Origin of the sequence: Streptococcus sp. HMSC034E03 (genome assembly GCF_001811505.1) — a bacterium.
Taxonomy (GTDB): domain Bacteria; phylum Bacillota; class Bacilli; order Lactobacillales; family Streptococcaceae; genus Streptococcus.
This window is the reverse complement of record NZ_KV804957.1, coordinates 1-23,660: the sequence shown is the minus strand read 5'-3', so window position 1 is coordinate 23,660 and position 23,660 is coordinate 1. Positions and strand designations below refer to the sequence as shown.

The 23,660-nt window shown below is 38.0% G+C and carries 27 protein-coding genes, 1 pseudogene and 1 riboswitch; of the genes and pseudogenes, 5 read left to right on the top strand and 23 right to left on the bottom strand.

The window, feature by feature from the left end; genetic code table 11:
- Positions 1-6 precede the first annotated feature (6 nt).
- The 7 genes from HMPREF2805_RS01695 to HMPREF2805_RS01665 form a co-directional block, all read right to left on the bottom strand.
- Positions 7-867 carry a conserved phage C-terminal domain-containing protein gene (locus HMPREF2805_RS01695; protein WP_075231129.1) on the bottom strand — a complete coding sequence of 287 codons (861 nt, stop codon included), beginning with the start codon at positions 865-867 and terminating at the stop codon, positions 7-9.
- Entirely contained in the window at positions 854-1,126 is a 273-nt protein-coding gene (locus HMPREF2805_RS01690; RefSeq protein WP_075231128.1) for a hypothetical protein, read from the bottom strand. The genes HMPREF2805_RS01695 and HMPREF2805_RS01690 overlap by 14 nt, the downstream gene beginning before the upstream one ends.
- 1 nt (position 1,127) lies before the next feature.
- Positions 1,128-1,337, bottom strand: coding sequence for a hypothetical protein (locus HMPREF2805_RS01685; protein WP_075231127.1), 210 nt, complete (start codon positions 1,335-1,337; stop codon positions 1,128-1,130).
- Position 1,338: 1 nt separating this feature from the next.
- On the bottom strand, positions 1,339-1,539 hold the full coding sequence (locus HMPREF2805_RS01680) for a hypothetical protein (RefSeq protein ID WP_075231169.1): 201 nt from the start codon (positions 1,537-1,539) through the stop codon (positions 1,339-1,341).
- A gap of 341 nt (positions 1,540-1,880) precedes the next feature.
- Complete coding sequence (locus HMPREF2805_RS01675; protein ID WP_075231126.1) at positions 1,881-2,132, bottom strand: hypothetical protein; 252 nt, start codon at positions 2,130-2,132, stop codon at positions 1,881-1,883.
- Between the two features lie 11 nt (positions 2,133-2,143).
- Positions 2,144-2,746 carry a Rha family transcriptional regulator gene (locus HMPREF2805_RS01670; protein WP_075231168.1) on the bottom strand — a complete coding sequence of 201 codons (603 nt, stop codon included), beginning with the start codon at positions 2,744-2,746 and terminating at the stop codon, positions 2,144-2,146.
- A gap of 164 nt (positions 2,747-2,910) precedes the next feature.
- The gene (locus tag HMPREF2805_RS01665) at positions 2,911-3,096 is read right to left on the bottom strand and encodes a hypothetical protein (protein ID WP_004245570.1); all 186 of its coding nucleotides are present in this window, start codon (positions 3,094-3,096) and stop codon (positions 2,911-2,913) included.
- 154 nt (positions 3,097-3,250) lie between these two features.
- On the opposite strand from HMPREF2805_RS01665, the gene HMPREF2805_RS01660 reads away from it, so the two are divergent.
- The 4 genes from HMPREF2805_RS01660 to HMPREF2805_RS01645 all read left to right on the top strand — a co-directional run bounded on the left by HMPREF2805_RS01660 (position 3,251) and on the right by HMPREF2805_RS01645 (position 6,695).
- Positions 3,251-3,706, top strand: coding sequence for a helix-turn-helix domain-containing protein (locus HMPREF2805_RS01660; RefSeq protein WP_075231125.1), 456 nt, complete (start codon positions 3,251-3,253; stop codon positions 3,704-3,706).
- A 27-nt stretch (positions 3,707-3,733) separates the two neighbouring features.
- Positions 3,734-4,003 carry a DUF4177 domain-containing protein gene (locus HMPREF2805_RS01655; protein ID WP_075231124.1) on the top strand — a complete coding sequence of 90 codons (270 nt, stop codon included), beginning with the start codon at positions 3,734-3,736 and terminating at the stop codon, positions 4,001-4,003.
- 360 nt (positions 4,004-4,363) lie between these two features.
- Positions 4,364-5,338: an Abi family protein gene (locus HMPREF2805_RS01650; protein WP_075231123.1), complete on the top strand. Its 975-nt coding sequence runs from the start codon at positions 4,364-4,366 to the stop codon at positions 5,336-5,338.
- A gap of 190 nt (positions 5,339-5,528) precedes the next feature.
- A complete protein-coding gene (locus HMPREF2805_RS01645) occupies positions 5,529-6,695 on the top strand; it encodes a tyrosine-type recombinase/integrase (RefSeq protein WP_075231122.1) in 1,167 nt (388 codons plus the stop codon).
- 156 nt (positions 6,696-6,851) lie between these two features.
- On the opposite strand, the gene HMPREF2805_RS01640 is transcribed toward HMPREF2805_RS01645, so the two are convergent.
- The 16 genes and pseudogenes from HMPREF2805_RS01640 to HMPREF2805_RS01565 form a co-directional block, all read right to left on the bottom strand.
- Positions 6,852-7,580: an ABC transporter ATP-binding protein gene (locus tag HMPREF2805_RS01640; RefSeq protein WP_075231121.1), complete on the bottom strand. Its 729-nt coding sequence runs from the start codon at positions 7,578-7,580 to the stop codon at positions 6,852-6,854.
- On the bottom strand, positions 7,580-8,587 hold the full coding sequence (locus tag HMPREF2805_RS01635) for an ABC transporter substrate-binding protein (protein WP_075231120.1): 1,008 nt from the start codon (positions 8,585-8,587) through the stop codon (positions 7,580-7,582). Before HMPREF2805_RS01635 ends, HMPREF2805_RS01640 begins: the two co-directional genes overlap by 1 nt.
- A gap of 37 nt (positions 8,588-8,624) precedes the next feature.
- Complete coding sequence (locus HMPREF2805_RS01630) at positions 8,625-9,383, bottom strand: ABC transporter permease (RefSeq protein WP_075231119.1); 759 nt, start codon at positions 9,381-9,383, stop codon at positions 8,625-8,627.
- A complete protein-coding gene (locus HMPREF2805_RS01625; protein ID WP_075231118.1) occupies positions 9,346-9,636 on the bottom strand; it encodes a thiamine-binding protein in 291 nt (96 codons plus the stop codon). The genes HMPREF2805_RS01630 and HMPREF2805_RS01625 overlap by 38 nt, the downstream gene beginning before the upstream one ends.
- 76 nt (positions 9,637-9,712) lie before the next feature.
- Positions 9,713-9,815, bottom strand: a riboswitch (TPP riboswitch).
- A 107-nt stretch (positions 9,816-9,922) separates the two neighbouring features.
- Complete coding sequence (cls, locus tag HMPREF2805_RS01620) at positions 9,923-11,455, bottom strand: cardiolipin synthase (RefSeq protein WP_075231117.1); 1,533 nt, start codon at positions 11,453-11,455, stop codon at positions 9,923-9,925.
- A 147-nt stretch (positions 11,456-11,602) separates the two neighbouring features.
- Positions 11,603-12,027 (bottom strand): annotated as a pseudogene (locus HMPREF2805_RS01615) (glycosyl transferase); the annotation flags it as partial.
- A gap of 185 nt (positions 12,028-12,212) precedes the next feature.
- On the bottom strand, positions 12,213-13,364 hold the full coding sequence (locus HMPREF2805_RS01610) for an iron-containing alcohol dehydrogenase (RefSeq protein WP_049503855.1): 1,152 nt from the start codon (positions 13,362-13,364) through the stop codon (positions 12,213-12,215).
- A 142-nt stretch (positions 13,365-13,506) separates the two neighbouring features.
- Positions 13,507-13,929 (bottom strand): RbsD/FucU family protein, encoded by a 423-nt coding sequence (locus HMPREF2805_RS01605; RefSeq protein ID WP_075231115.1) that lies wholly within the window; start codon positions 13,927-13,929, stop codon positions 13,507-13,509.
- Positions 13,930-15,414 (bottom strand): rhamnulokinase, encoded by a 1,485-nt coding sequence (locus tag HMPREF2805_RS01600; RefSeq protein WP_075231114.1) that lies wholly within the window; start codon positions 15,412-15,414, stop codon positions 13,930-13,932.
- Between the two features lie 33 nt (positions 15,415-15,447).
- A complete protein-coding gene (locus HMPREF2805_RS01595; RefSeq protein WP_075231113.1) occupies positions 15,448-16,533 on the bottom strand; it encodes an ABC transporter substrate-binding protein in 1,086 nt (361 codons plus the stop codon).
- 99 nt (positions 16,534-16,632) lie between these two features.
- On the bottom strand, positions 16,633-17,592 hold the full coding sequence (locus tag HMPREF2805_RS01590; protein WP_261676154.1) for an ABC transporter permease: 960 nt from the start codon (positions 17,590-17,592) through the stop codon (positions 16,633-16,635).
- Positions 17,593-17,640: 48 nt separating this feature from the next.
- Positions 17,641-19,137 carry a sugar ABC transporter ATP-binding protein gene (locus HMPREF2805_RS01585; protein ID WP_075231111.1) on the bottom strand — a complete coding sequence of 499 codons (1,497 nt, stop codon included), beginning with the start codon at positions 19,135-19,137 and terminating at the stop codon, positions 17,641-17,643.
- Positions 19,134-19,466 (bottom strand): PTS sugar transporter subunit IIA, encoded by a 333-nt coding sequence (locus tag HMPREF2805_RS01580; protein WP_261676162.1) that lies wholly within the window; start codon positions 19,464-19,466, stop codon positions 19,134-19,136. Before HMPREF2805_RS01580 ends, HMPREF2805_RS01585 begins: the two co-directional genes overlap by 4 nt.
- Positions 19,467-19,506: 40 nt before the next feature.
- On the bottom strand, positions 19,507-19,803 hold the full coding sequence (locus HMPREF2805_RS01575) for a PTS sugar transporter subunit IIB (RefSeq protein ID WP_075231109.1): 297 nt from the start codon (positions 19,801-19,803) through the stop codon (positions 19,507-19,509).
- 70 nt (positions 19,804-19,873) lie between these two features.
- Positions 19,874-21,640, bottom strand: coding sequence for an L-fucose isomerase (locus HMPREF2805_RS01570; protein ID WP_075231108.1), 1,767 nt, complete (start codon positions 21,638-21,640; stop codon positions 19,874-19,876).
- 12 nt (positions 21,641-21,652) lie between these two features.
- Positions 21,653-22,381, bottom strand: coding sequence for a class II aldolase/adducin family protein (locus HMPREF2805_RS01565; RefSeq protein ID WP_075231107.1), 729 nt, complete (start codon positions 22,379-22,381; stop codon positions 21,653-21,655).
- Positions 22,382-22,532: 151 nt separating this feature from the next.
- On the opposite strand from HMPREF2805_RS01565, the gene HMPREF2805_RS01560 reads away from it, so the two are divergent.
- Complete coding sequence (locus HMPREF2805_RS01560) at positions 22,533-23,285, top strand: DeoR/GlpR family DNA-binding transcription regulator (protein ID WP_075231106.1); 753 nt, start codon at positions 22,533-22,535, stop codon at positions 23,283-23,285.
- Positions 23,286-23,660 lie beyond the last annotated feature (375 nt).

Sequence of the window (23,660 nt, the reverse complement as noted above, 5' to 3'; positions counted from 1 at the left end):
CAACTCCTAAAATGGTAGATCTGGGAAGTTATCTTCATACTTCCCTCTTATTGTTTTAGGCTTTTGATTCAAATAACCGTCAAACTTAGATCCGAAAAGTGTTTCAGGTCTCAGATATTTAGAAAATTCAGGATTATCCTTCCATTCTGCCGTTTTAATATCTATCACCTGTTTAAAATCTTCCAGTGTATAGCCTTCTTTGAATCGTGCTAGTAAGAGCCTTTTTGTCTTATCAACAAACTTATACCGCTTATTAGCTACTTGATTCAGATAAGCAATAGGAATCCAAAGTTCTTTATGTTTTGTTTTCTCTAAATCTTTTATAGCTGTTTCTTCAAGCCAAGTAGGAAAATTGTAGTCGGGATTTCCCGACAATATATTATCTAAATATAAATTATTACTCTTACTATTAACTCTATTCTCTTTCTCTATCTCTGTTGGACATGAGTTGGAAATAGTCTTTTTATTTTGGACATTCTCCAATTTTGGTAAATCTTGACTATTTTTTCTTTGGTCTCGCTTGTATTTTGCCCAGTTTGTTTCACTCTCAACCATGGCTTTTGCTTGGGATAATGTAGCATGGCCATCATCATCAATCTGAATTAGTCCGCATTTTGTAAAATATGCAACCGTCATATTGATATCATCCTCAGAAACATCCAGTTTTAAAGCTAATTCCTGTACCAAATTATCAAAATACCCCTCATAGTACAAAATACAATCATCTTCTAAACTTTCCAACATAAGACGGATATAAATCACTGTCATAGTGTAGCCACCAGGCATATTTTTAAGTCGCTTAATAAAAAGATTATCAAAAAACTTCTTATCAACTTTTAACCAAAAATATATTTTAGTCTTTGCCATCATCTACCCCCAAAAACTTTAAAACGTCTAAGATTTTATAATACGCTTTTCTAGTATCTTCAATAGGAGGTATATACTGCGGTAGTCCTGCACCTTCCCATTTTGTCAAGGTTTTATCTCCTATGCCCAGTTCTTCCTTTAGTTCCACCTTGCTGATTAAATCCAATCTTTTTTGAGGTGCTTTCTCATGGCTTTTTAAATACCGTTCCACTGCTTCCAAAATCTTAGACTTTAAATCTTCAATCATTTTTTCAAACATCTTAGTACCCCCATGGCTTAACCCCTGCAAGCTGAATATATCGCCCATAATCAGGGCTTAAATCCTCGCTAGTTGTTTCAATCGTCTGTGTACTTTCTCGCTCGATTTGAGCGCTTTTTTTGCGGTCTAGGTGGTTTAGATACATGAGAAAGCCAACCAATATCACGGTAAAAATAAGCGCCTGTGTATTGCTTAAATCTAGTTCATTCATGCTATGCCCTCGCTTTGTAATTCTTGATATAATTTACTTGATAGCCTCGCTCCATCTTCAGAAAGTCGTACACCTCTTCTGGAGTTACTTTATCATCTAAAAAGTCAATGATGAACTGAAAGAGGTTCGGATTTCTATCCTTGATTTCAGTAATTCGGTTGTCAAATTCTGATTGTGTCATGTTATCTAGATCTAGAGTCATATTTTTCTCCATTAGCCTTTCCTTGTCCTTTTTCTTGCCTGTTTTCTATATGGTATGCTTCACCACTCCAAACGCTGGGCGATTGCCCCAAGTTGGCGAACGCTTGTAGCGGTGTTTCGTGAGTAATTACCCATCTTTCATCAGCTAAACAAGGTCTTAGAATCACCCTGTCAGCACTTGATTTTCAAAACCTTTTCTAATTGCTTGCCTGCTCTTCGGTTTTTCTTTAGGTATTTGATAGAATAGATATTTTTTGCTATAATCAAAGCATAGAAAAAATTTCTATATCCTTAATCTTGTCGCTTGCTCGCCTCGTCTAAAATTTGAGCAAGTGATTTTTTTTATTTTCTTTTTGCATGATTACTACCTGACTTTGGTTTATAAAGCAAGTCTTTACTTTCGATAAGATCTAGAATCCAACTGAATCCCTGCTCAACCGTTTCAAGAAATGCGCCCAGGTCTTCACTGTCCAAGTTCTCGTAGTTCATACAAAGATATTCGGCTAGTTGTCTGTCTTTCTCAACTAGCTTTTTAAAATCCTTGGGAATTTCTAACCCTTTGGCATTTGTAACTGTCTTAAAATCATTTTCCATTTTCTATACTCCTATACTTTAAAAATTAGTTCTTTAATTTCTGAATACCCTCTATTCAAGTTAATCATAGCTATTGCCATATCTTCCAAACGTTGGTAGTTTGTCAGCTCTAAACTTGTCAAGCCATCAATACCGTTCCTACTTTCTCGTTCCTTCATGAGTTGCGCTTTATTCTTCCCTGTCACTCCCTTTAGTAGTAAGTTTGTAAGGGTACTATAGGCATGCTTAGGTGCTTTCTCCCATGTTTGAATAGCTTCAGTTAAGCTTTTACGCTTTGGCTTTTCCAGTTCTCTCTGTAATTGTCGCTTGGAAAGTTCGTCACGCATTTCAAAGAATGCTTTGACTAGGTTGGTTTTGAAGTTGGCCACTTGCTCAGTATTTTTTAAGAATGTAACTAACAAGGTCGCTTGTTGCTCATTCAAAATATAATCCTTAGTATTCTGGCCACTTTCCATAGCTTGGATTTTAAATCCAACCTTCCCGAACCGTTCAAACCTTGCTTGATGTTTGCGGATTGTCTTGGTTATTGTGTGATGTTGCAATCCAGTACATTCTGCTACGATACTGCTCAGTGTATACGGCTCTTTTCTACCGTCCATGTAAACCAGTTCCATTGGTTCGCTCCTTTCTTCTTGTAGATCGTGCTTGCCACCTAAAACAGTACCAAAGTAAATCATTGAGGTAGGGAAAATTTAGGAGAGAATAAACCCCTACAAACCCTTGATACTGCCATAGGTAGCAAGCAAAATATTTCTAGACTCTGTCTTATGCCTCCTTTCTAGTAATCTTCAGCAAGCCATTCCATGGCTTTTTGGTAAATGCTCGGCTTGACTTCGCCACCGTCTCGAATTTTTCGATAGGTAACTTGTGTAACTCCGATTTCTTCGCCTGCTTGCTTAGCAGTCAGTTTCTTGTCTGCTTGCTTTCGGCGAATCGCTTTTGCTTGTGTTGAGGTAATAAGCAATGAAGTTTCTCCTTTCTTTTTTCGCCACATTGTGGCGTTTTCGTATCAATGATACACCACTTAATGATACTTTGTCAAGTGTTTTTATTATTTTTTTAAAAAAATTGCCAAATTGTGGCGCATAATGTTATAATTGCTACGAGGTAATAATAAAATGAATAGACTAAAGGAATTAAGAAAAGACAAAAAACTAACTCAGGTAGAATTTTCTAAAGAAATCAAAATACCATATAGAACCATACAACGTTGGGAAAACGGGAAAAGCCAAATCAAACCAGAAAAAGCTCAATTAATAGCCGATTACTTTAATGTAAGTGTTGCCTATCTACTCGGATATAGTGATGACCCGGAAACTCCATTTAAAGAATATAGTCCTACTCCTCGTGAATTTGCTTCTTGGAGAGAGTTCGATTATATGCAACTTTCTAAAACTGACTTAGATTTTGATGTATATCAAACATTAAGAAAAGAAGTAGATCCCCTTTTGCTAGAATTAATTCTTAATTATTCTTTTTCTGAAGAAGAAGAGAGAGAGTTGTTAAGAGAGATTGCAAAAAAATTTGCAAAAAACGATGCTGTTTCTTTTTTAAAACTTGATAATAAAAAATAAAATATTTAAAACAAAGGAGTAGCTCGCATGGGATTTTTTGACACTGTAAAACAAGAAGGTAGTTTTTCTACTGCATCTGGAGTAAATGAACTACACTACGTTGTCCTTCAGGTAACTTTGAAAGAAAAGTTTTTCGGCACTGGATCAGGAAACCTTACAGAATTAGAAGATGTTATCAATAAACAAGCTTCAAAAGGTTATCGCCTACATACCATCACAACCGCCAATGGTGGAAGCAAAGGACTAGGCGGTGGCGACCGTATCCAAGCCACAATGGTATTTGAGAAGATTCTATAAAAATTCCCCATATTCGCCAATAGTGCCCCTATTTCTAAGGTCTATTGTGCAAAAACAAGGGAAAGTGAAAAATAGAAAGCCAATTTTACAGACTAAAGCGCAAAAAACGGCAAAAGTGACAAATAGAAAAAGACAAGCCTGCTACCGCTAACTTGTCTGACAAGGCAATAAAAGCAACGTTCCCAGCGTTGAGTTTTTTCGATACTCAAAAATTTTTAAAAAACAAACTAAAAATATTGACAAAAACTAAAAATTACAGTATTATTAGGCAATGAGAAGAGTTTCTGCTCCCAAGGGAACAGAGTACGCGAAACACTGCCTAGTTCCACTAGGTGGTGTTTTTGTATACAAGGAACATATATGAAACCATTTCAAACATTAGATGAACAAATAAAACTTCTCCAGTCTAGAGGTTTAGAAATAGATAACATAGTAGAATGTAAAAGATACCTTCTAACTAACAACTATTACAACGTCGTCAACGGATATAGTAAATTTTTTCAAACATCAAAAGATAAATTTATAACCGGTGCAGACTTTAGAGAAATAGCTGCAACACACTTTTACGATAAAGAAATTAAATCAGCTTTTTTAAAAGCAATTATAGATGCAGAAAAACACTTTAAATCCGTACTGGCATATCGTTTTTCAGAATCATATCCAAAGCCATACTCTTATCTAGATATTAATAACTTTGAAACACAAAAAGATGCAAAAAGGCTCGCACAAATTACAAATTTAATCAGTATATTAGCTAGAATACTCAATGATTATAATAGGGATAGGCAAAACAATTCTATAAAACACCACTATAAACAACATGGCGTTGTTCCTTTCTGGGTTATCATCAATGAACTCACATTAGGGCAAGCATTTAACTTTTATAGAAATCTAAACACTGACATAAAAAATCAAATAGCTAGAGATTTATCACCATTCTTACAAGAAAATATTGAATACATCCAAAATAGACCTAGTAAAGACCTTTTAAGCGGAAAGGCTTTAGAAAGTATTATTAAAAATATACTAGAAATTAGAAATATCACTGCTCATAATAATAAACTTTTCAATTATAAATGTCGTGAGAATCTTCCACAACTAGCTTATTTCCACTATTACAATAACAATGCTAATACGTCAAGACAATCTGTATATTATGTTTTTCTTGCCTTGCAATGCCTACTTGCGTCCACACAATACGCTCAATTACATAACACTATTATAAAAAGAACCAAAGCTCTAAATAAAAAAGCGCACTCCATTGAAGCCGGCATTGTATTGGATACACTTGGATTTCCGAATAATTGGTATAATATCACCGACACATTAAGATAGAACTACTTGCAATATATGGGCCTTTTCAAACCCCATATATGCCCCATATCCGCCTTGTTTTCTATTCTGGTACAATTTACCATCTAACTGCTTAAAATCGAAAATAGGGGCATTCTCGTAGCCCCTCACATGGTATCAACTCAAAACCTTTTCTAATTGCTTGCCTGCTGATGGAAAAGGAGTTAAAACCATGAAAATTACACAACACACGAAAAAAGACGGATCAGCAGTCTACCGATCCAGTATCTATCTTGGCATTGATTCTGTAACTGGTAAAAAGGTCAAGACTACCATATCAGCACGAACAAAGAAAGAACTCAAAAACAAGGTCACCCAGGCTAAGGTAGAATTTGAGAAAAACGGCTCTACACGGAAACAACGCTCACATATAACAACCTATAGAGAACTTGTGGACTTATTCTGGCAAACCTACCAGCATACCATAAAGACTAATACTCAGATAAAGATAAAAGGTTGCTTAAATAATTACCTCTTACCCTCATTTGGTACTTACAAACTAGATAAACTTACTCCTGTTATTATCCAAACTCAGGTAAATAAGTGGGCGGATGAGTACAATCAGGACGGAACGGGGTATAAAGAATACAATCACCTTCATTCCTTAAATAAACGTATACTACAGTATGGGGTTTCTATCCAGGCATTAGACAATAACCCTGCTCGTGATGTTGTCATTCCTAGAAAGATAACAAGAGATAAGCAAAAAATTAAATACTTTCAAGATCAGGAACTTAAAAGCTTTCTCTTCTATCTCGATAACCTAGAAAATACCTTTATCAATTTTTATGATACTGTGCTTTATAAAACGCTCCTAGCTACTGGACTGCGCATCCGTGAATGTCTGGCCCTGGAATGGTCTGATATTGATCTGCAGAACGGAACGATTGATATTAACAAAACACTCAACATTTTAAACCAGGTAAACAGTCCTAAGACAAAATCAAGCTATAGAGTTTTAGATATCGATCATAAAACAGTGCTCATGCTTCGTCTCTACCGAGCAAGACAAGCAGAAAATGGTAGAAACATTGGCTTAACCTATGAGAAAGTATTCTCTGATAGCTTTGACAACTATGTCAATACTCGAAAGGTTGATTACCGCCTACATAAGCACTTAAAAAACGCTAACTGTACTGATTTAGGATTTCATGCTTTCCGACACACTCACGCTAGTATCTTGCTTAATGCTGGTCTGCCATACAAGGAAATACAGACACGGCTTGGCCATGCAAAAATATCTGTAACTATGGACACTTACAGCCATTTGTCAAAAGAGAACCAAAAAAGAGCAGTCTCATTCTTTGAAACTGCTCTCGAAAAAATAAAAAGTTCTTAAAAAAGTCCACAAAATAAAAAAAGCGATACATAAAACCCTTATGTATCAACGATTATAGAATGATTTCGGTATAATTTGACTATTATACCGAAATTTTTTCATTTTTAAAAGAAAAAGGGGCTGGTAATGAATAATCCTCACCAACTCCCTATCTTTCTACTTATCTAAGCCTAATTCTGCCAAGATTTGACGTTTGTAGGCAATCTTTTGGACTTCCTTGTCCTCGTCTTCAGACCAATCTAGTTTAATTTCAGCAACAATCTGCCCAGGGCGATTTTTCAAGATATAGATACGGTCGCTAAGGTTAAGGGCCTCCTCGATACTATGCGTAATGATGAGTGTCGTCAGGCCTAGCTGTTTATGAATATCAAGATACCAGGCATGAAGTTCCATTTTGGTCATCTCATCCAAGGCACTAAAGGCCTCATCTAAAAGAAAGAGCTTGTGCCCAAAAAGGTAAGTGCGGAGTAAGGCCACACGCTGGCGCATCCCACCACTAAGCTCGTGAGGATACTTATCCCGTACGGCCATCAACTGAAAGGTAGCAAGGATTTCATCCGCTTTGGCAATAGCTTCTGCCTTATCCACCTTTTGGATCAAGAGGGGCAAAATGATATTGCCAAGGACAGTCTTGTGTTCCAAAAGCAGATCCTTTTGTAGCATATAGCTCACGCGCCCCTTGGGATTTTCCTCACCGTCAAGAATGATTCGGCCAGACTGGACTTCTAAAATCCCTGCAATCAGGTTAAAGAGAGTGGTCTTCCCTACACCACTGGGGCCTAGGATAGAGACCACTTCACCTGAAGTCACCTGTAGGTTAATATCCTCTAAGATCTTTTCATCATCGTAGGCATAGCTTACGTGTTCTAGTCTAATTTCTGTCATTATTTTACAAATTCGTTGGTAAATCCTTTATCAGTCAAGTCTTCTTTAAGGATGCCATTTTCTTTATCCCATTTGTAGAAGGCATTCCAGCGGTCAGCATCAAATTGTCCCCATTTGTCCTTGTCGCTTGCGTATTCTTTTGACAAGTATTTCTGAGATTCGATGACAAAGTCACGTTTATCTTTGAGTTCAGGTGCATTTTTGATGAGGATATCTGCAGCTTCTTCTGGGTGCTCCATAGCGTATTGGTAGCCTTTTTTGATGGCTTGGATAACTTTACGAGCTTCTTCTTTATTGTCTTTCAGATAATCGTTGTTTGCAATGATAACTGGTGAGTAGTAGTCAAACTCTTTTACATAGTCTTTCAAATACATAAAGTTTGCATCCACACCTTGAGATTTGGCTAGAATTCCATCCCAACCATAATAAATCCAAGCAGAGTCAAAAACGCCATTGGCAATTGGTGTGATTGAGTTTGAGTCGTTATTTGGAACTTTTTCAACCTTGTCAAAGTCTCCACCTTGAGATTCTACCAAGGTTTTCAACATCGCAAGCTCAGTTGGGTCATTCCATGTTCCGTATTTCTTCCCAACCAAGTCTTTTGGACTAGTTACATTATCGGATTTACGAGAGATAATCCCTGATGTATTGTGCTCAACGATAGCTGCAACTGCAGTAATACCTGCTCCTTTTTCCAATTTCTTAGCCATATAGTCTTGGAAGTACACTGCAAATGGCGCCTTACCATTGATAACTAAATCTGATGAGCTTTCTTCTGGTGGCAATTTCAAGTCCACGTCCACTCCAGCTTCCTTGAAATAACCTTTTTCTTTGGCTACATAAAGGCCTGTATGGTTGGTATTTGGTGTCCAATCCAGGATAAAATCAATTTTTTTGAGTTCTGCTTCTTTGTTATCCTTAGAAGCAGTTCCTTGGCCACAAGCCACAAGCACAACAACTACAAGAGCCGTTACAAGCGTTAAAAACACTTTCCATGTTTTCTTCATTTTTATTTCCTCTTTTCTTTTTCCAAAACGCTCTATTTTAAGTACGTTTCCATTTAATCACATATTTTTCACTAATATCGACTAACTTCATACCAAGAAGGCTGATCAGCGATACCAGAATGATAATAGCGAACATAGTATCATACTGAAACAGTTTCTTGGACTGAATCATGTAAACACCTAGTCCTTCAAAGCCTCCCAACCACTCAGATACCACTGTTGTGATAAAGGCGTAGGAGACGCTAACCCTTAGTCCTGCATAAAAGTAGGGCAGACTGACAGGGATTTTAAAATGCCACAGAATTTGCCAGGGATTGGCTCGCATCAGACTAAACAAGGTCAGCATATCCTTGTCACAATGCCTAAAACCGTCCAATATACTGACAATGATCGGGAAGGTTGTCGTCAAGATAATCAAGACAATCTTGGGCAAGATTCCATAACCGAGCCATAAAACCAGAATAGGCGCTATGGCAATGGTCGGTATGGTCTGGACAACCACCATCATTGGGTAAATCAAGTCATTGAGCCAACCCAAACTATCCATAAGGACGGCCATGATACAGGCTATCAAGACACCTAACACCAAACCGAGTAAAGCTACTCTCAAGGTTGCCCAACTATGGTACCAAAGAAATTCTCTGTCACGAACAAAAGACTGAAGGATTTCAAGTGGTGTCGGCAAGATAAACTTTGGTAGGAGTTTTAACAAACCCGCTAACTGCCAAAGAGATAAGACACCCAAAAATCCTAGCAGACTAATATGCCGTCTCATGATACTTTTCAAGTTTCTCATCAATACTTAAAATCTCTCCTACATTTATTTTCACATTGGCAAAAACATTATCTGCCCCTTGACCTGCCACTTCTAAAGCTTCTTTGAGAATACACATCAGTTCCTCAAAGTTTCCTTCTAGGACTGTTTCAAAAGGTGTCACCACCATGGACACTCCTTGAGCCTGCAGATAAGCAATAACTTGATCAATAAGGGCTATGCGGTCAATCCCTTGTGACAGGGGTAAGACTTGTAAAGCAATGCTTGCTTTCATTAAATCCTCCTTCTAAGTTACAGTTTTTCTTTGTAAAAAAAGAAAAACCTCTTTCATATATGAAAAAGGTGCAAAATTAGGCCAAGTATTCGTTCCCTACGCTGGCATTACCCAGATCAGGTGCGGTCGAAGTTTAACACTTCCTCTCAGACTGTACACAGACTCCCATATATTATATGGACATATGATAACGCAAAACAAACAAGATGTCAAGGAAACTGCTTACAGAAAAAGAGGCGGCAAACCTTCTCTTTCTCTAATTATACAGATGAACTAGCTCTTTCAATTAAAGCATAGGCGCAAATAACTGGGTCACTTCCTTGATTAATGTTTGATACCAGGTAGGATTGATCGTCCCTGGAAATACTTCCTGCGATACTTCAAAAATCTCTTCAAAGTCCTTACGAATATCTGCAATCGATGGTGTTTCGTACAACAAAACCGCATTTTCATAGTGATGAACCAAGCTACGATAATCTAGATTTATGGTTCCAACAACTGCGTATCGATCATCAACAATCATCTGCTTACTATGGATAAAACCAGGAGTATACTCATAAATACGGACACCAGCAGACAAAAGATCCGGATAAGCTCCTCGTGTTATCAGTTGAATAAGCTCCTTGTCGGGTACAAAGGGAGTGACAATTCGCACATCCACCCCTCGCATGGCCGCATTTTTAATATCTTCCGTCAAATCATAATCAATAATCAAGTAAGGCGTGGTAATATAGACAAAGTCTGTCGCTTGATTGATGAGATTTTGATAAACTACTTTCCCTACCTTCATCTGGTAGATAGGCTTGGGACCACTTCCATAAGGAATGCACAAACCTGCTCCAGACCGCGTTTGATTTTCCAAGTGATACTGATCAAAGTCACTGATTTCACCACGGTTGATGTACCAGTTCATGAGAAATAGTCTTGTAAAAGCCTGAACAGCTGGACCGTCTATACGAAGGCCACTATCTTTCCAATAGCCAAAACGTTCAATCTGGTTGATATACTCATCCGCAAGATTGACGCCACCAGTATAGGCAATCTGCCCATCAATGACCAAAATTTTGCGGTGATCTCGGTTATTATAGGCCACTGTCATACGAGGAATTACCTTATTAAACTTATGAGCCTCAATTCCCCGAGCTCGGAGATGCACAGTATAATCACCTGGCAATGTCACCATACATCCGATATCGTCGTAGAGCATCTTAACTTCAACACCCTGAGCAACTTTTTCTTCGAGAATCTCAAGCATGCTGTCCCACATCAAGCCTTCTTCGACAATGTAGTATTCCAGGAAGATAAATTTCTCAGCCTTTTTCAAATCCTCTAAGATTTGTCTCCACATAGCCTCTCCAGTAGAGAAAAATTGAGAATCTGTCTGCTCGTACACCTCTGCATTGCTATCCATATGCAATAAGGCATTGACAATCCCGTAGGCAGATTTATCAGTTTCCTGTATATCTTGATGAAGACTATGTTCGCGCTTTTCATGAGATGTAATAGCACGAAGTTCCTGTAATTGTTTAAATTCCTTTTTTGATAACCGACGCTCACCAAACATGATATAAAGCAAGGGACCAAAAACAGGGACAAAAGTGACAATCAACCACGTCACCTTGCTTTCAGGCGACATAGAACGATTAACAATGGCTAAAACAGTTGCTACGCTGACCAGAAATACAAGAGCAACCCAAACAAGTGGAGCAATCTGGCTCATGTAAAGAATAACACCAAAAACTACAAATAATTCTATCAGGATAATCGCAATGCTAAAACCATACTTGGACATCAATAGTCGAAATTTTCTAGTCCCCATATCTCCCTCTCCACTTCTAAGTATACTCCTTCATATACTATCTGAAAACGCTTATTACCCTCTAGTATACTTAGTTTCGTAAAAGTTATCAAGTCTTTTCTGTTTAGGCCGATAGTTCTACCTATAAAATCATTTAAAAAGCAGGCACTTAACTAATCGACTTCCTTTTCTACCACTAAATTGGATCGATGCCTGCCAGCTATTCTGGGGAATCCCCATCTGCTCAGCTACAAGTCCACTATGACAATATCCGGACGATGATTTGTCCATTCTTGGATTAATTGGTCCGAAACTAGGTTTATCAAATCAAGACTAGCAGACAACTGCCGATAGGCTGAAATAATTCCTAACTGCTCCTTATTGTTGGCAGCTTTTTCAAATTCCTTTACGTGTCCTTCTAAAATGGGAAGAACCTGAAAACCAACCGCCTCTGCAACAGCCTTTTTCTGAGGACCTGTAAATAAATGAATCTCATACTGAGGATTTTGTAATAGTGGTGCAAGTAAATTCAAAGTAGGATAGAGATGCCCACTTAAGGGAAGAACCACTACATCGATTTTGATTTTCTTCATAATCCTAGCATATCAAATTTTCCCAAAAAGAACTATCACAAGGATAGTTCTTCTTAAATATTATTGGTTTTAAATCATAGGAATAGTATTTGATTTCCTAATACATTATTTGAATATTCGGGAGGAATTCATAATATAAGAATCTTAAATTTACTATCCCTGAAAACTTTCCAAAGGAGCTTTGCTTAGAACAATTCCTTATAGAAAGCAATAGTTTCTTCCAAAGTTGGCATGAATGGATTACCTGGTGCACAAGCATCAATCAAGGCATTCTTAGAAAGGTATTCAAAGTCAAAGTCTTTTTCTTCGATACCAAGTTCTGTCAATTTCTTAGGAATACCGACAGTTTCAGAAAGTTTTTCAATTTCAGAAATAGCATAAGCCGCACATTCTTCATCTGATTTTCCTTCGATTTGCATACCCAAGGCCTTAGCAACATTACGGAAGGCTACAGGTACACGTTTGGCATTTTCACGCTCAACGACTGGCAAAAGCATGGCACAGCAAACGCCATGAGGCAAGTTATAGACTGCACCTAATTGGTGAGCCATTGAGTGAACATAGCCGAGCCCAGCATTGTTAAAACTCATTCCTCCAAGGAAGATAGCATTAACCATACCTTCACGAGCTTCAATATCGTGACCATTTTCTACTGCACGTGGAAGATATTCTTTGATTAGCTCGATAGCTCCGATAGAGAGTTTCTTAGTCACATCATAAGCACCTGGTGTTACCAAAGCTTCAACAGCGTGAGTAAGAGCATCCATACCAGTAGCAGCAGTCAAAGCCTGAGGTTTTGAAACCATCAATTCAGGGTCATTAACAGAGATAAGAGCAAGACTGTTCTTATCAACCATTACCATTTTAACCTTACGTTCTTCATCAGTGATAACGTAGTTAATAGTAATTTCTGCTGATGTACCTGCAGTAGTATTGATCGCTACAACAGGAAGGCCTTTTTGAGCAGACTTATGCAAACCTTCATAATCCTGTGGCTTACCACCATTAGTAGCGATTACAGAAATACAGCTAGCTGCATCCTGTGGAGAGCCACCACCGACAGAGATGATAAAGTCACAGTTATGCTCTTTCAAAGCAGCGACCCCATCCATGACATTTTTACAAGTAGGGTTAGGTTCAACATCACTAAAGATAACGTAAGCAATCCCTTCATCATCTAAAGGTTTTAAAATTTTTGGCAAGATATCACTTGATTCGATATACTTATCTGTCACCAAAAGAGCCTTAGTATAACCCAACTCCTTAACATAAGGACCAACTTCATTTACCACACCTTTACCAATAAGGTTGACTGCTGGAACGTAAAATGTTGCCATATTTTTTCCTCCTTGCGTTTTTCACGCTTTATATTTAGGTTAATTATATAATATATTTCCTATATTTTCAAATATTTGTGATTTTTTTAACAAATAAATCGCAAAGGAAGGGAGTGGGAAGCCCCACATCCCCCTTATTTTTTTACAAAACGCCTTTTTTCAGGATAATATTTCCATAAAGAGCACTTTCTCCAGTTTGAATCACTAAATAAGCTTTCTCTGCCTGATCGTAAAATTCAAAACGTTCAAACTCTTTGATAGATGCACCTATATGATACTTGCCTAGTAAGGTTTTATATTCGTCCCAAATAACTGGAATCGTTGGATCTCCTGGTACAACCTGCATAAGGCCTGCTTGATAGTCACTGTATGTATCGAGAGGTAGTAGTTGCAAAATAGCATCCAAGATTACAGGAACTCCATGACCATCACAACGAACAACGCGTTGTCCGATCCTGTGAGCTGGGAAATTAGCATCAGCTATGACCAGCTCATCTCCATGTCCCATCTCCATTAGATACTTAACTAGCTCTGGGCTAATAATTTTAGGAATATTCTTTAACATTTACTCCCCCTTCTCTACTAATGACTTGAAAAACTGTTGACTAGTTTCGACATTATCCAAATCTTCTACTGAATAACTTTTCAGTAATTCTGATTGTCGAATGAGATTTTGTGCTTCCTCTCTTGACTGAACAATTCCCAAAGTTAACAATTGAGACAAAACATTCCCCAGAGCACTAGCTTCAATCGGTCCTGTAATGACTGGCTTACGAGCAAAATTGGCAGTCAACTGGCATAAAAGCTCATTTTGAATACCACCGCCCACCATCTGAATACGGGCAATCTCTTTACCTGTTAACTCTTCTAGTTGCTCAACTGTTTGATGATAAGCCAAGGCCAGACTTTCAAGAACTGTCCTAACAACTTCTCCCTTAGTCTCTGGAACAATTTGACCACTCATTCTACAGTAGTCTTTTACTTTTTCTTCCATGTCCCCAGGAGAAGCAAAGATTGCTGCATTTGGATTAATAAAGCTTCGATTGTCCTTAACCTCACGCGCTAATACAACCATTTCTGCAAAGCCTATTTCCTCCCCTTGAAGCTGCCAATCTCTCTGTAACTCTTGGATAATCCACAAACCTGTTGTATTTTTTAAGAGACGAATTCCACCATCAAAACAACCTTCGTTTGTCAAGCCTGCATTTAAAGCTTCCAAACTAGTCAAAACTGTTTGGCTCTCCATCCCCACAAGAGACCAAGTCCCACAAGAGATAAATACTGTTGGTTGTTCATCAACATAAGGCACTGCTAATACCGCTGCTGCTGTGTCATGCCCAGCTCCAGCTATGACATCGAAAGGTTCGATTTTCAAGTTTTGAACAATTCTTGGAGAAAGACTTCTTAATACTGTCCCTCCTTTGCTAACCTTAGAAAACCATTTTTCAGGAAGTCCCAAGCGTGCAAACAAACTGCTAGACCAAGTTTGGGTCTGACTATTTAACAAACCACTCGTACTGGCAATGGTATATTCGTTTACCAGTACACCTGATAAGAGATAGTTAATTAAGTCAGGCATAAACAGAACATGATCAGCTACCTCTATGAGTTCCGGTTTTTCTTTGATATCAGCGTACAATTGTAAAATTGTATTATAAGCCGCTGGTTGAACTCCCGTTTCAGCAAACAAAGTCTGCTTGTCTACTAGCTTGTAGAATTCATCCTCATAGCGTCCCATCCTGTTGTCACGATAACAATGTGGCTGATAAAGCAGATCACCATTTTTATCAAGATAAGCGTAATCTACTCCCCATGTATCGACAGAAATAGATTGGATAGGGATTTGATCACGAGAAGCCTTTTTTATCCCTGTCTTGATTTCATTGAATAAGTGAAGAATATTCCAATACAATCCATCGTTGACAGTCACTGCTTCATTTTTAAAACGATGAACTTCTGACAATTGGAGACGTTCTCCATCATAAATCGCTTGCATGACACGACCAGAACTTGCACCTAAATCAACAGCTAGTATTTTTATCAATGTCATTTAAAGCTCCTTCTCTATTCGAATATAATCGATTTATTGATACAACAATGCTTTGATTTCATCAGAATCAATATTTGATGCATCATACCATTTAGATCCTGTATCAACGTCTTTTACTTCTTTACCTTGAGCTGATTCAACCGCAAGTTTTACAGCTTGGTAACCGATTTGAATTGGATCTTGAGTTACAGAACCCGCAAATACACCATTACGAATTGCATCTTGTTGAAGAGCACCTGAGTCAAATCCAACTGCAATAATCTTGTCTGCACCAAGTTTTGATTCTTTAAAGCTACCATTTGCGTTGATGATTGCTTTAGCAGCAAATTCATTTGAACCATAGATAGCGATAGTATCTGCCTTTTCAAGTACTGTAGAAGCTTCTGTTTTACCAGCAGCGTCATCTACTTGAGCAGGAACACGAACTTCAATGATAACTTTAGCATCTGATTCAGCTACGTTGTTTTTAAATTTATCATGTCCAACAACAGCTACTTTGACACCTTTCTTCTCAAGCAACTCAACCATCTTATCGATAAATCCTGATGTACGTTGAGTGATTGAAAGAGAGTTAGCTTCTTGAGAAACTACACCGATACGTACAGGAGTATCACCAATTTTCTTTTCGATTAGAGGGAACATATGTTCTGCTGCATTTCCTCCAGCGGCATGGTTATCTGTAGAAGCAGTCGCTTTAATTGCTCCTTCTGGTGCTCCTGGAACCCCTGAGTCAAAACCAATGATTGGAATATTTTTAGATTGTGCTTGTTTAATAGCATCTAGTTCTGCTTCTGTATCCAAGGCTGCTAGAGCAATCGCTTTTGGATTTTTATTGATAGCATTGTTAAGTTGTTCAAGCTGTTCTGCAATGGCAGTTTCATTTTGTGGCCCTACAAAAGTGATCTTAGCACCAAATTCATCTGCTGCTTTTTCAGCCCCTTTATTAACAGCCTTCCAAAAATCGTGTTGGAAGCCTTTAGCAATTACTTCAACCTTGAAATCACCACTAGCTGATCCACCCTTATCTCCATCTGCGCTCTTAGAAGATGAACAAGCTGTCAAAGCCAATGCAGACGCTGCTGCTGCCGCAATAATAGCAAACTTAAATGATTTTCTCATGATAGTTGCTCCTTTTTTATTATTTTTATCTAAGATTTGAAGAGTGATTATTCACCCGATAAAGAGAGGAATGCCATTTTTGTATTCCTCTAGCATTGACTATTTCTTTTTATTCCTACGAATCAAAATATCGGAATAAACTGCGACAATTACAACGAAACCTGTAATGAAGAGTTGATAGTGAGGCTGGAGGTCGATATAAGGGAGTCCGATTTTCAATACAGACATGATGAATACCCCAATGATAGTACCTACGACTGAGCCAACTCCTCCAGCAAGAGAAGTTCCCCCAACTACAACACCTGCAATTGCATCTAATTCCATCCCATTACCTGTACCAGGTAAAATAGTAGAGTAAGTAGCAGCATAGGCAACCGCAGCAAGTCCTGCAAACAAACCACCTATAACATAGGCCATCCCTTCCCACTTAACAACGTTAACTCCTGATAAACGAGTCGCCTCTTTATTGGAACCAATCGCAAAGATATAACGTCCCACCTTTGTCTTATTCAAAACTAAAGCTGCAAGGACAGCAAGGACAATCAATACAATTAGTCCTGTAGGGAAATTATCTTGGGTACGGAATAAATCCTTATACCAACCTTCGCCTGTTCCACGAAGTGGGAAAGTCACACTCTGAACATTAGAAACGATAGAACTAAGACCACGAGAAATCATCATCGTACCCAAAGTTGCGATAAATGGAGGTAAGCCAAATTTGGCAACCATGATTCCATTTAATAGTCCAAAAAGTACACCTACCACTAAAATGGCCAATAAAGAGAGCCATAGAGGCCAGCCCATTTTTGTATGGAGAACACCTCCAATAATGGCTGAACACATCATAACTGTCCCGATTGAAAGGTCGATCCCACCTGTAATAATAACAAATGTAACCCCAATTGCTAAGAAACCAATATAATACGAAGCATCCAAGATACTAACCGCCGTATCAAACGAACGGAAAGACTCACTAGAAATAGCGAAGAATGCGAAAATTACAATAAGCGCAATCAAGGCAATCAGTTTTTGCAAACCAACTGTTTTTTCTAATTTCATCCATAAAGATTGTTTCTCTTCCATAAGTAAACACCTCTGTTTTCACTTCTAACGGTCTGTAGCTAAAGCTAGAATCCGTTCTTGAGTAGCTTGGCTAATATCCAGCTCACCCGTTTTTCTACCTTCACACATAACGACAATTCGATCACTCATCCGCAAAATTTCGGTCAATTCAGATGAAATCATGATAATAGATTTCCCTTGAGCAACCAAGGCATTCATCAAAGTGTAAATTTCACTTTTGGCACCAACGTCAATTCCTCTTGTTGGTTCATCAAAAATTAAAATATCACTATTTTGTTCGAGCCATTTTGCAATGACGACTTTTTGTTGGTTACCACCTGATAAGTTACGAACTAATTGTTTTGACGATGGTGTCTTCGTTCTTAATTGTTTAACGAATTCATCACTGACTTTTACAATTTCACCGTCATTAATAAGTCCACCTTTAATATACTTATCTAAGTTTGTCATTACTGTATTATCAGCGATTGTCATATCTACAATACAACCAAAACGTTTACGGTCTTCCGAAAGATAACCAATTCCTTCTCTAATTGCGTCTTGTGGCGAATTAATAGTCACTTCTTTACCATTTACAAAAATGATACCGCTTTCTTTTTTGTCTGCACCAAACAGTAACCGTGCCACTTCTGTACGGCCAGCTCCCATCAATCCAGAAAAACCTAAAATTTCACCCTTTCGAAGCTGGAAGCTAACATCTTTTACAGATGAGCCTGCATTTAAATTCTTCACCTCCAGTACAACTGGAGCATCATCTGCTACAGCTGAAGCCGCTTTAGGATCCTCGTAAATAGTTCGACCAACCATCATTGCAATGATTTCGTCTTTTGTTGTTTCTTTGGTATTTACAGTCCCTACATACTCACCATCACGCATTACCGTTACACGGTCTGTAATACGAGCAATTTCGTCCATGCGGTGAGAGATGTAAATGATACCAACACCTTTAGCACGTAAGTCATCAATAATCACAAAAAGTTCGTTAATTTCAGATTCCGTTAGGGCTGCTGTTGGTTCATCGAAAACAATGACCTTAGCATCCATGGATAAGACTTTGGCAATTTCAACCATTTGTTGTTTCCCAACCGTTAAATTACCAACTTTTTCAGTCGGATTAATATCCAACTTTAACAGTTCAAATAGTTTCTTAGCTTTTTTGATGCTAGCACCATCGTCTATCAACAAATTATGACGGAATTCTTCTCTCCCAATGAAAATATTCTGAGCCACAGTTAAATGATTCATCATATTCAATTCTTGGTGAACGATAACAATCCCATCTTCCATCGCTTCCTTAGGCTTGCTATAGGCAACCTGCTTCCCATTGTAGTGAATAGTTCCTTCATTAGCATCATGAATTCCTGTGAGGACTTTCATTAGCGTGGATTTACCAGCACCATTTTCCCCCATCAGAGCATGAACTTCACCAGCACGTAGATCAAAATCTACTCCTTTTAAGGCTTTTACAGGTCCGAAGCTCTTTACGATACCTTTCATTTCAAGTATAACTGGATGACTCATGTTTTTTCACCTACCTGTTCCAGTTTTTCTATTTTCTTTTTTAATTTTTCAATTTCTTCTATCTGATGTAAGAAAACATCCGCTAACTCAAGCAATAAATGACTGTTCATAAAATGATCTTGGGCATGAATAGCTAATAGACTAACTTCTCCACTCTCACCCCTCATCTCAGCTTGGATAAGAGAGGTTTGTAAATTATGTGCTTCTATATTTATCTGAGCCGCTAATTCTAGTGTCTCCTTAGCACCTAGGAGATTTCCTCCTTGAGCCATTTGAAGACCTTCCATAACCTTTTGAGTGCTTTTACTACTTTTCAAGATTAGCTGCATCAACTCTTGTGTCGACTGTCTTGTTAGTGTTCCCATCAACTCAACCCATTAAGTCTTCTGCTTGCTGCAAAACAGCTTCACCTTTCATTAACTCAAAATTTTCATCGCTAATGACAGCAACCGGAACACTAAGAGATGCTTTCGCCTTTTCTTCTAGATATGCCAACTGAGGACTCAAAAGCAAAACATCAATATTTTTTAAATTATTAATTCCTGCAATACCAACAGAGTAAAACGAATAATTTAATTGATCTCGATGAATAACTTCATTAATACGTTCAACTAACATACTAGTTGTCAAACCACCTACACAGGCTAGAATAATTGTTTTTGTCATAATTTTCTACTCCTTTTAAATTCTTGGAGATAGAAATCCAACTATTAGATTTCTATCTCCAGAATTTTCATTATTTATGCACAGGTCCTAATAATTGGCACGCACGGTAGTCAGCTGATTCTAAATCTTCTGTTCCGAATAGTGACCAGTTTTTAGGTTTGAAGATATCTTCTTCTGCAACGTTATGCATATTCACTGGAATACGTAACATTGAAGCAAGAGTGATAAGGTCAGCTCCGATATGTCCATAAGTGATTGCACCGTGGTTTGCACCCCAGTTATTCATTACATCGTAGACTGACTTGAATGCGCCTTTACCTGTTAAGCGAGGAGCAAACCAAGTTGTTGGCCAACCTGGATCTGTACGGTTATCCAATGTATGATGTACATCTTCAGGTAATTCAAGAGTGTATCCTTCAGCAATTTGAAGTACAGGACCTACGCCTTTCAACAAGTTCAAGCGAACCATTGTTACAGGCATATTTCCTTTAGATAAGAAGCGAGTTGAGTAACCGCCACCACGGAAGTATTCGCGGTTTGCTGCTGGGAAGTCTGTATTTGCAAGCATTGCATCTACTTCTGATTGATCTAATTCCCAGAATGGTTTCATCACTGGTTCACCGCTTCTTGTAGCTTGACCAGTACCGTCTAATGTACAAGAACCAGAGTTGATTAAGTGTAAGAATCCATTTTCAGCATGGCCTTCAAGTTTATGTCCTGTTACACGTTCAACAGCTTCTGGACTCCAGTAAGTACGAACATCCGCAAAGATTTGTGGAGTGTTTGTTAATAAGTAGTTGAATAGCATTGATACACCGTTTAACGCATCATTTTCAGTTGCGAAGATGTATGGTCTGCGAATTCCGTTCCAGTCAAATTGAGTGTTTAGGAATGTTTCCATGAAGTCTCCGTTAGGGAAGTGGTCTGTCCATTGACGTTGACCTTGGAATCCACCAACAAGAGCGTAGTGACCAACTGCTTCTTCTTCAAAACCTAGTTCAGCAAGTCTTGGGTTACCAATCATTAAGTCACGTCCAATTAAGAACATCTTAATAACGAATTCCCATTGTTTGTCTTTTTCTTCACGGCTTAAAACTAGGTCTTCACGGTTGTGATCGAATCCTTCTTTAACGTTTTCTTTCACCCATTTAAGCGCACGGTCGAATTCTTCGTGATCGTAAATACCACGGTCGATACGGCGAGTGAATTCAGTCATATCTACTGATTCGTTACGCATTCCTAAGTATTCTTGGAAGAAGTCAGGATCTACGATTGAACCACCGATACCCATTGATACACTACCCATTGATAAGTAAGCTGTATCTCTCATTAATCCTGTAGCAAGAGCTGCTCTTGCATAACGTAAGATTTTTTCTTTAACGTCTTCAGGAATTTCTGTATCAGATGCTTCTTTAACGTCTTTACCGTAAATTCCGAATGCAGGAATTCCTTTTTGTGCATGAGAAGCAAGAACTGCTGCTAAATATACAGCCCCTGGTCTTTCAGTTCCGTTGAATCCCCAAATAGCATGTGGAATATCAGGAGACATATCCATTGTTTCACTACCGTAGCACCAGCAAGGTGTTACTGTGATCGTTGCACATACGTTTGATTTTTTGAAAAGTTCGTGAGATGCCGCCGCTTCTGGTACACGACCAATCGTTGAAGGTGAAATCACACATTCAACAGGTTGTCCATCAGGATATTTCAATGTACTAGAAAGTAAGTCCGCAACACTTTTTGCCATATTCATTGTTTGGACTTCAAGCGATTCGCGAACCCCTTGACGACGACCATCAATAGTTGGACGAATTCCGATACGTGGATGTTGAATCATGATATTTCCCTCTTATTCTTCTATTTCTTTAACACTGCCATCTCCATTATATTTACGATAGCCGGGATGACGACCAGTTACCTTATAGTTTTCTCTCATAGAGAATAGACGTTTCAAAGTAGGACGTGGAATTTCTTGTTCCTCCACACCTTTAGTTGACAAAAGCATACGTCCATGGAAAGTTGTTTTAGCTACTAACTCCAAAGTCTCCATACGATAATAGGCTGTAATAACATCACTTCCAACAGTTAAAGCACCATGGTTCTCAAGCAACATTACATCATGGTCAGGAAGATAAGGAGTAATTGCATCAGGAACTTCCATAGTAGATGGAACCCCAAAAGGTGTAATCGGGATAGCTCCTACAACAATTGCACTCTCAATCAGAGAATACGTATCAAGAGGGATATGCGCTAAAGCAAAACCAGTTGCAATAGGTGGATGAGCATGAACAACAGCTCTCACATCTTCACGTTCCTCATAACAGCGGATATGCATTTTAATTTCACTTGAAGGACGATAGTCTCCCTCAGCTTCTAAAATCTCACCCTTGAGGTTCAATTTCACCAATTTTTCTGGTGTAATAAAACTTTTACTGATACCAGTAGGCGTTGCTATAATAGTATCAGCATCTAAACGAACAGATACATTTCCATCATTAGCAGCTACCCAACCAAGTTGCCACATTTTATGACAAACGTCACAAATCTGTTCACGAATAATTTTTTCATCTTGAGTCATAAACTCACTCCTTTCTTTATCTGTATCATAACACTTTGAGCAACCGCATACAATAGATGAATATACTATTGGATATTTGTAAATGTAAATGGTATAATATATTCAAAAATGTTCAATAATGTTCAAAATATTATCATAAAGGAGAAATAGTATGGTTTCCTTAGAACGTATGGAACGAATTTTAGAAATTCTAAAACGAAGAAAGATAATTTCAACAATAGAATTAGAAGCACTCATGTATTGCTCAACTTCAACTCTGAGAAGGGATCTTATAGAATTAGAAAAAGAGGGGAAAATACTTAGAGGTCATGGGGAAGTACGGTTGCTGACTGCTAATAACATGGAATATATATACTCTGCTCGAGTCCGAGAAGAAGAAAAGGGCAAGCAACACATTGCCGAAATTGCTTCCACTTTTCTCACTAACAACCAATCTATATTTATTGATAGCTCATCAACAGCAGCTATGATCGTTCCTTATCTTGAAAAACTTAAAAATCTCTGTATTATTACAAACGGAATCGAAACTGCAAGAAAACTAAATGAATTTGATAATATAACTCTCTTCCTATCTGGAGGACATATAAATTATGGAACAAATTCATCCTTAGGCGATTTTGCAAGTGAATTTATCAATAATTTTCATGCCGATTTGGCCCTCATCAGTTGTAGAGGCCTAGACAAGTATGGTGCTTACGAAGCAAACCACAAACAAGCACGCATAAAACAGCAAATGATCAAAAACTCAGAGAAGAGCCTCTTACTCGCAGACCATTCAAAATTTAATACTAGTCACTACTTCAAACTAGCACATTACAACGACATAGACTGTATTATCACAGATACACCACCAATTAAAACCTTTCAAATGGAAGTAGAACAAATATGCGAGATTCTCTGGTAAGATTATAATTTAAACTAAAGTATATAATTCTTCTCGTCTAAGAATGAGTATTTAGTAAGACACATTTTTATATTTTCGTATAGAGAAACCACCGATTCAATCCATTAAAGTTGAATAGGTGATATATTTTATTTCTTACTAAAATTTTGTGTTCCTAATACAGTTAAGGACTATTCCAGAGTTAATAATAATACGGCAAAAATAGAGTCCTTAATTCAAAAAGTTGTTTTATCCACTACCAAAATATCAAAAAGGAGAGAAACCGATTTAGTCCTCTCCAAATTCAAACTTTTTAATCATTCTACTGCAGTTGACACTGAGAAAAACATCCATGACAAAAAAAGCTCTATAATATTTGTAGTGGGTAAATCCCCT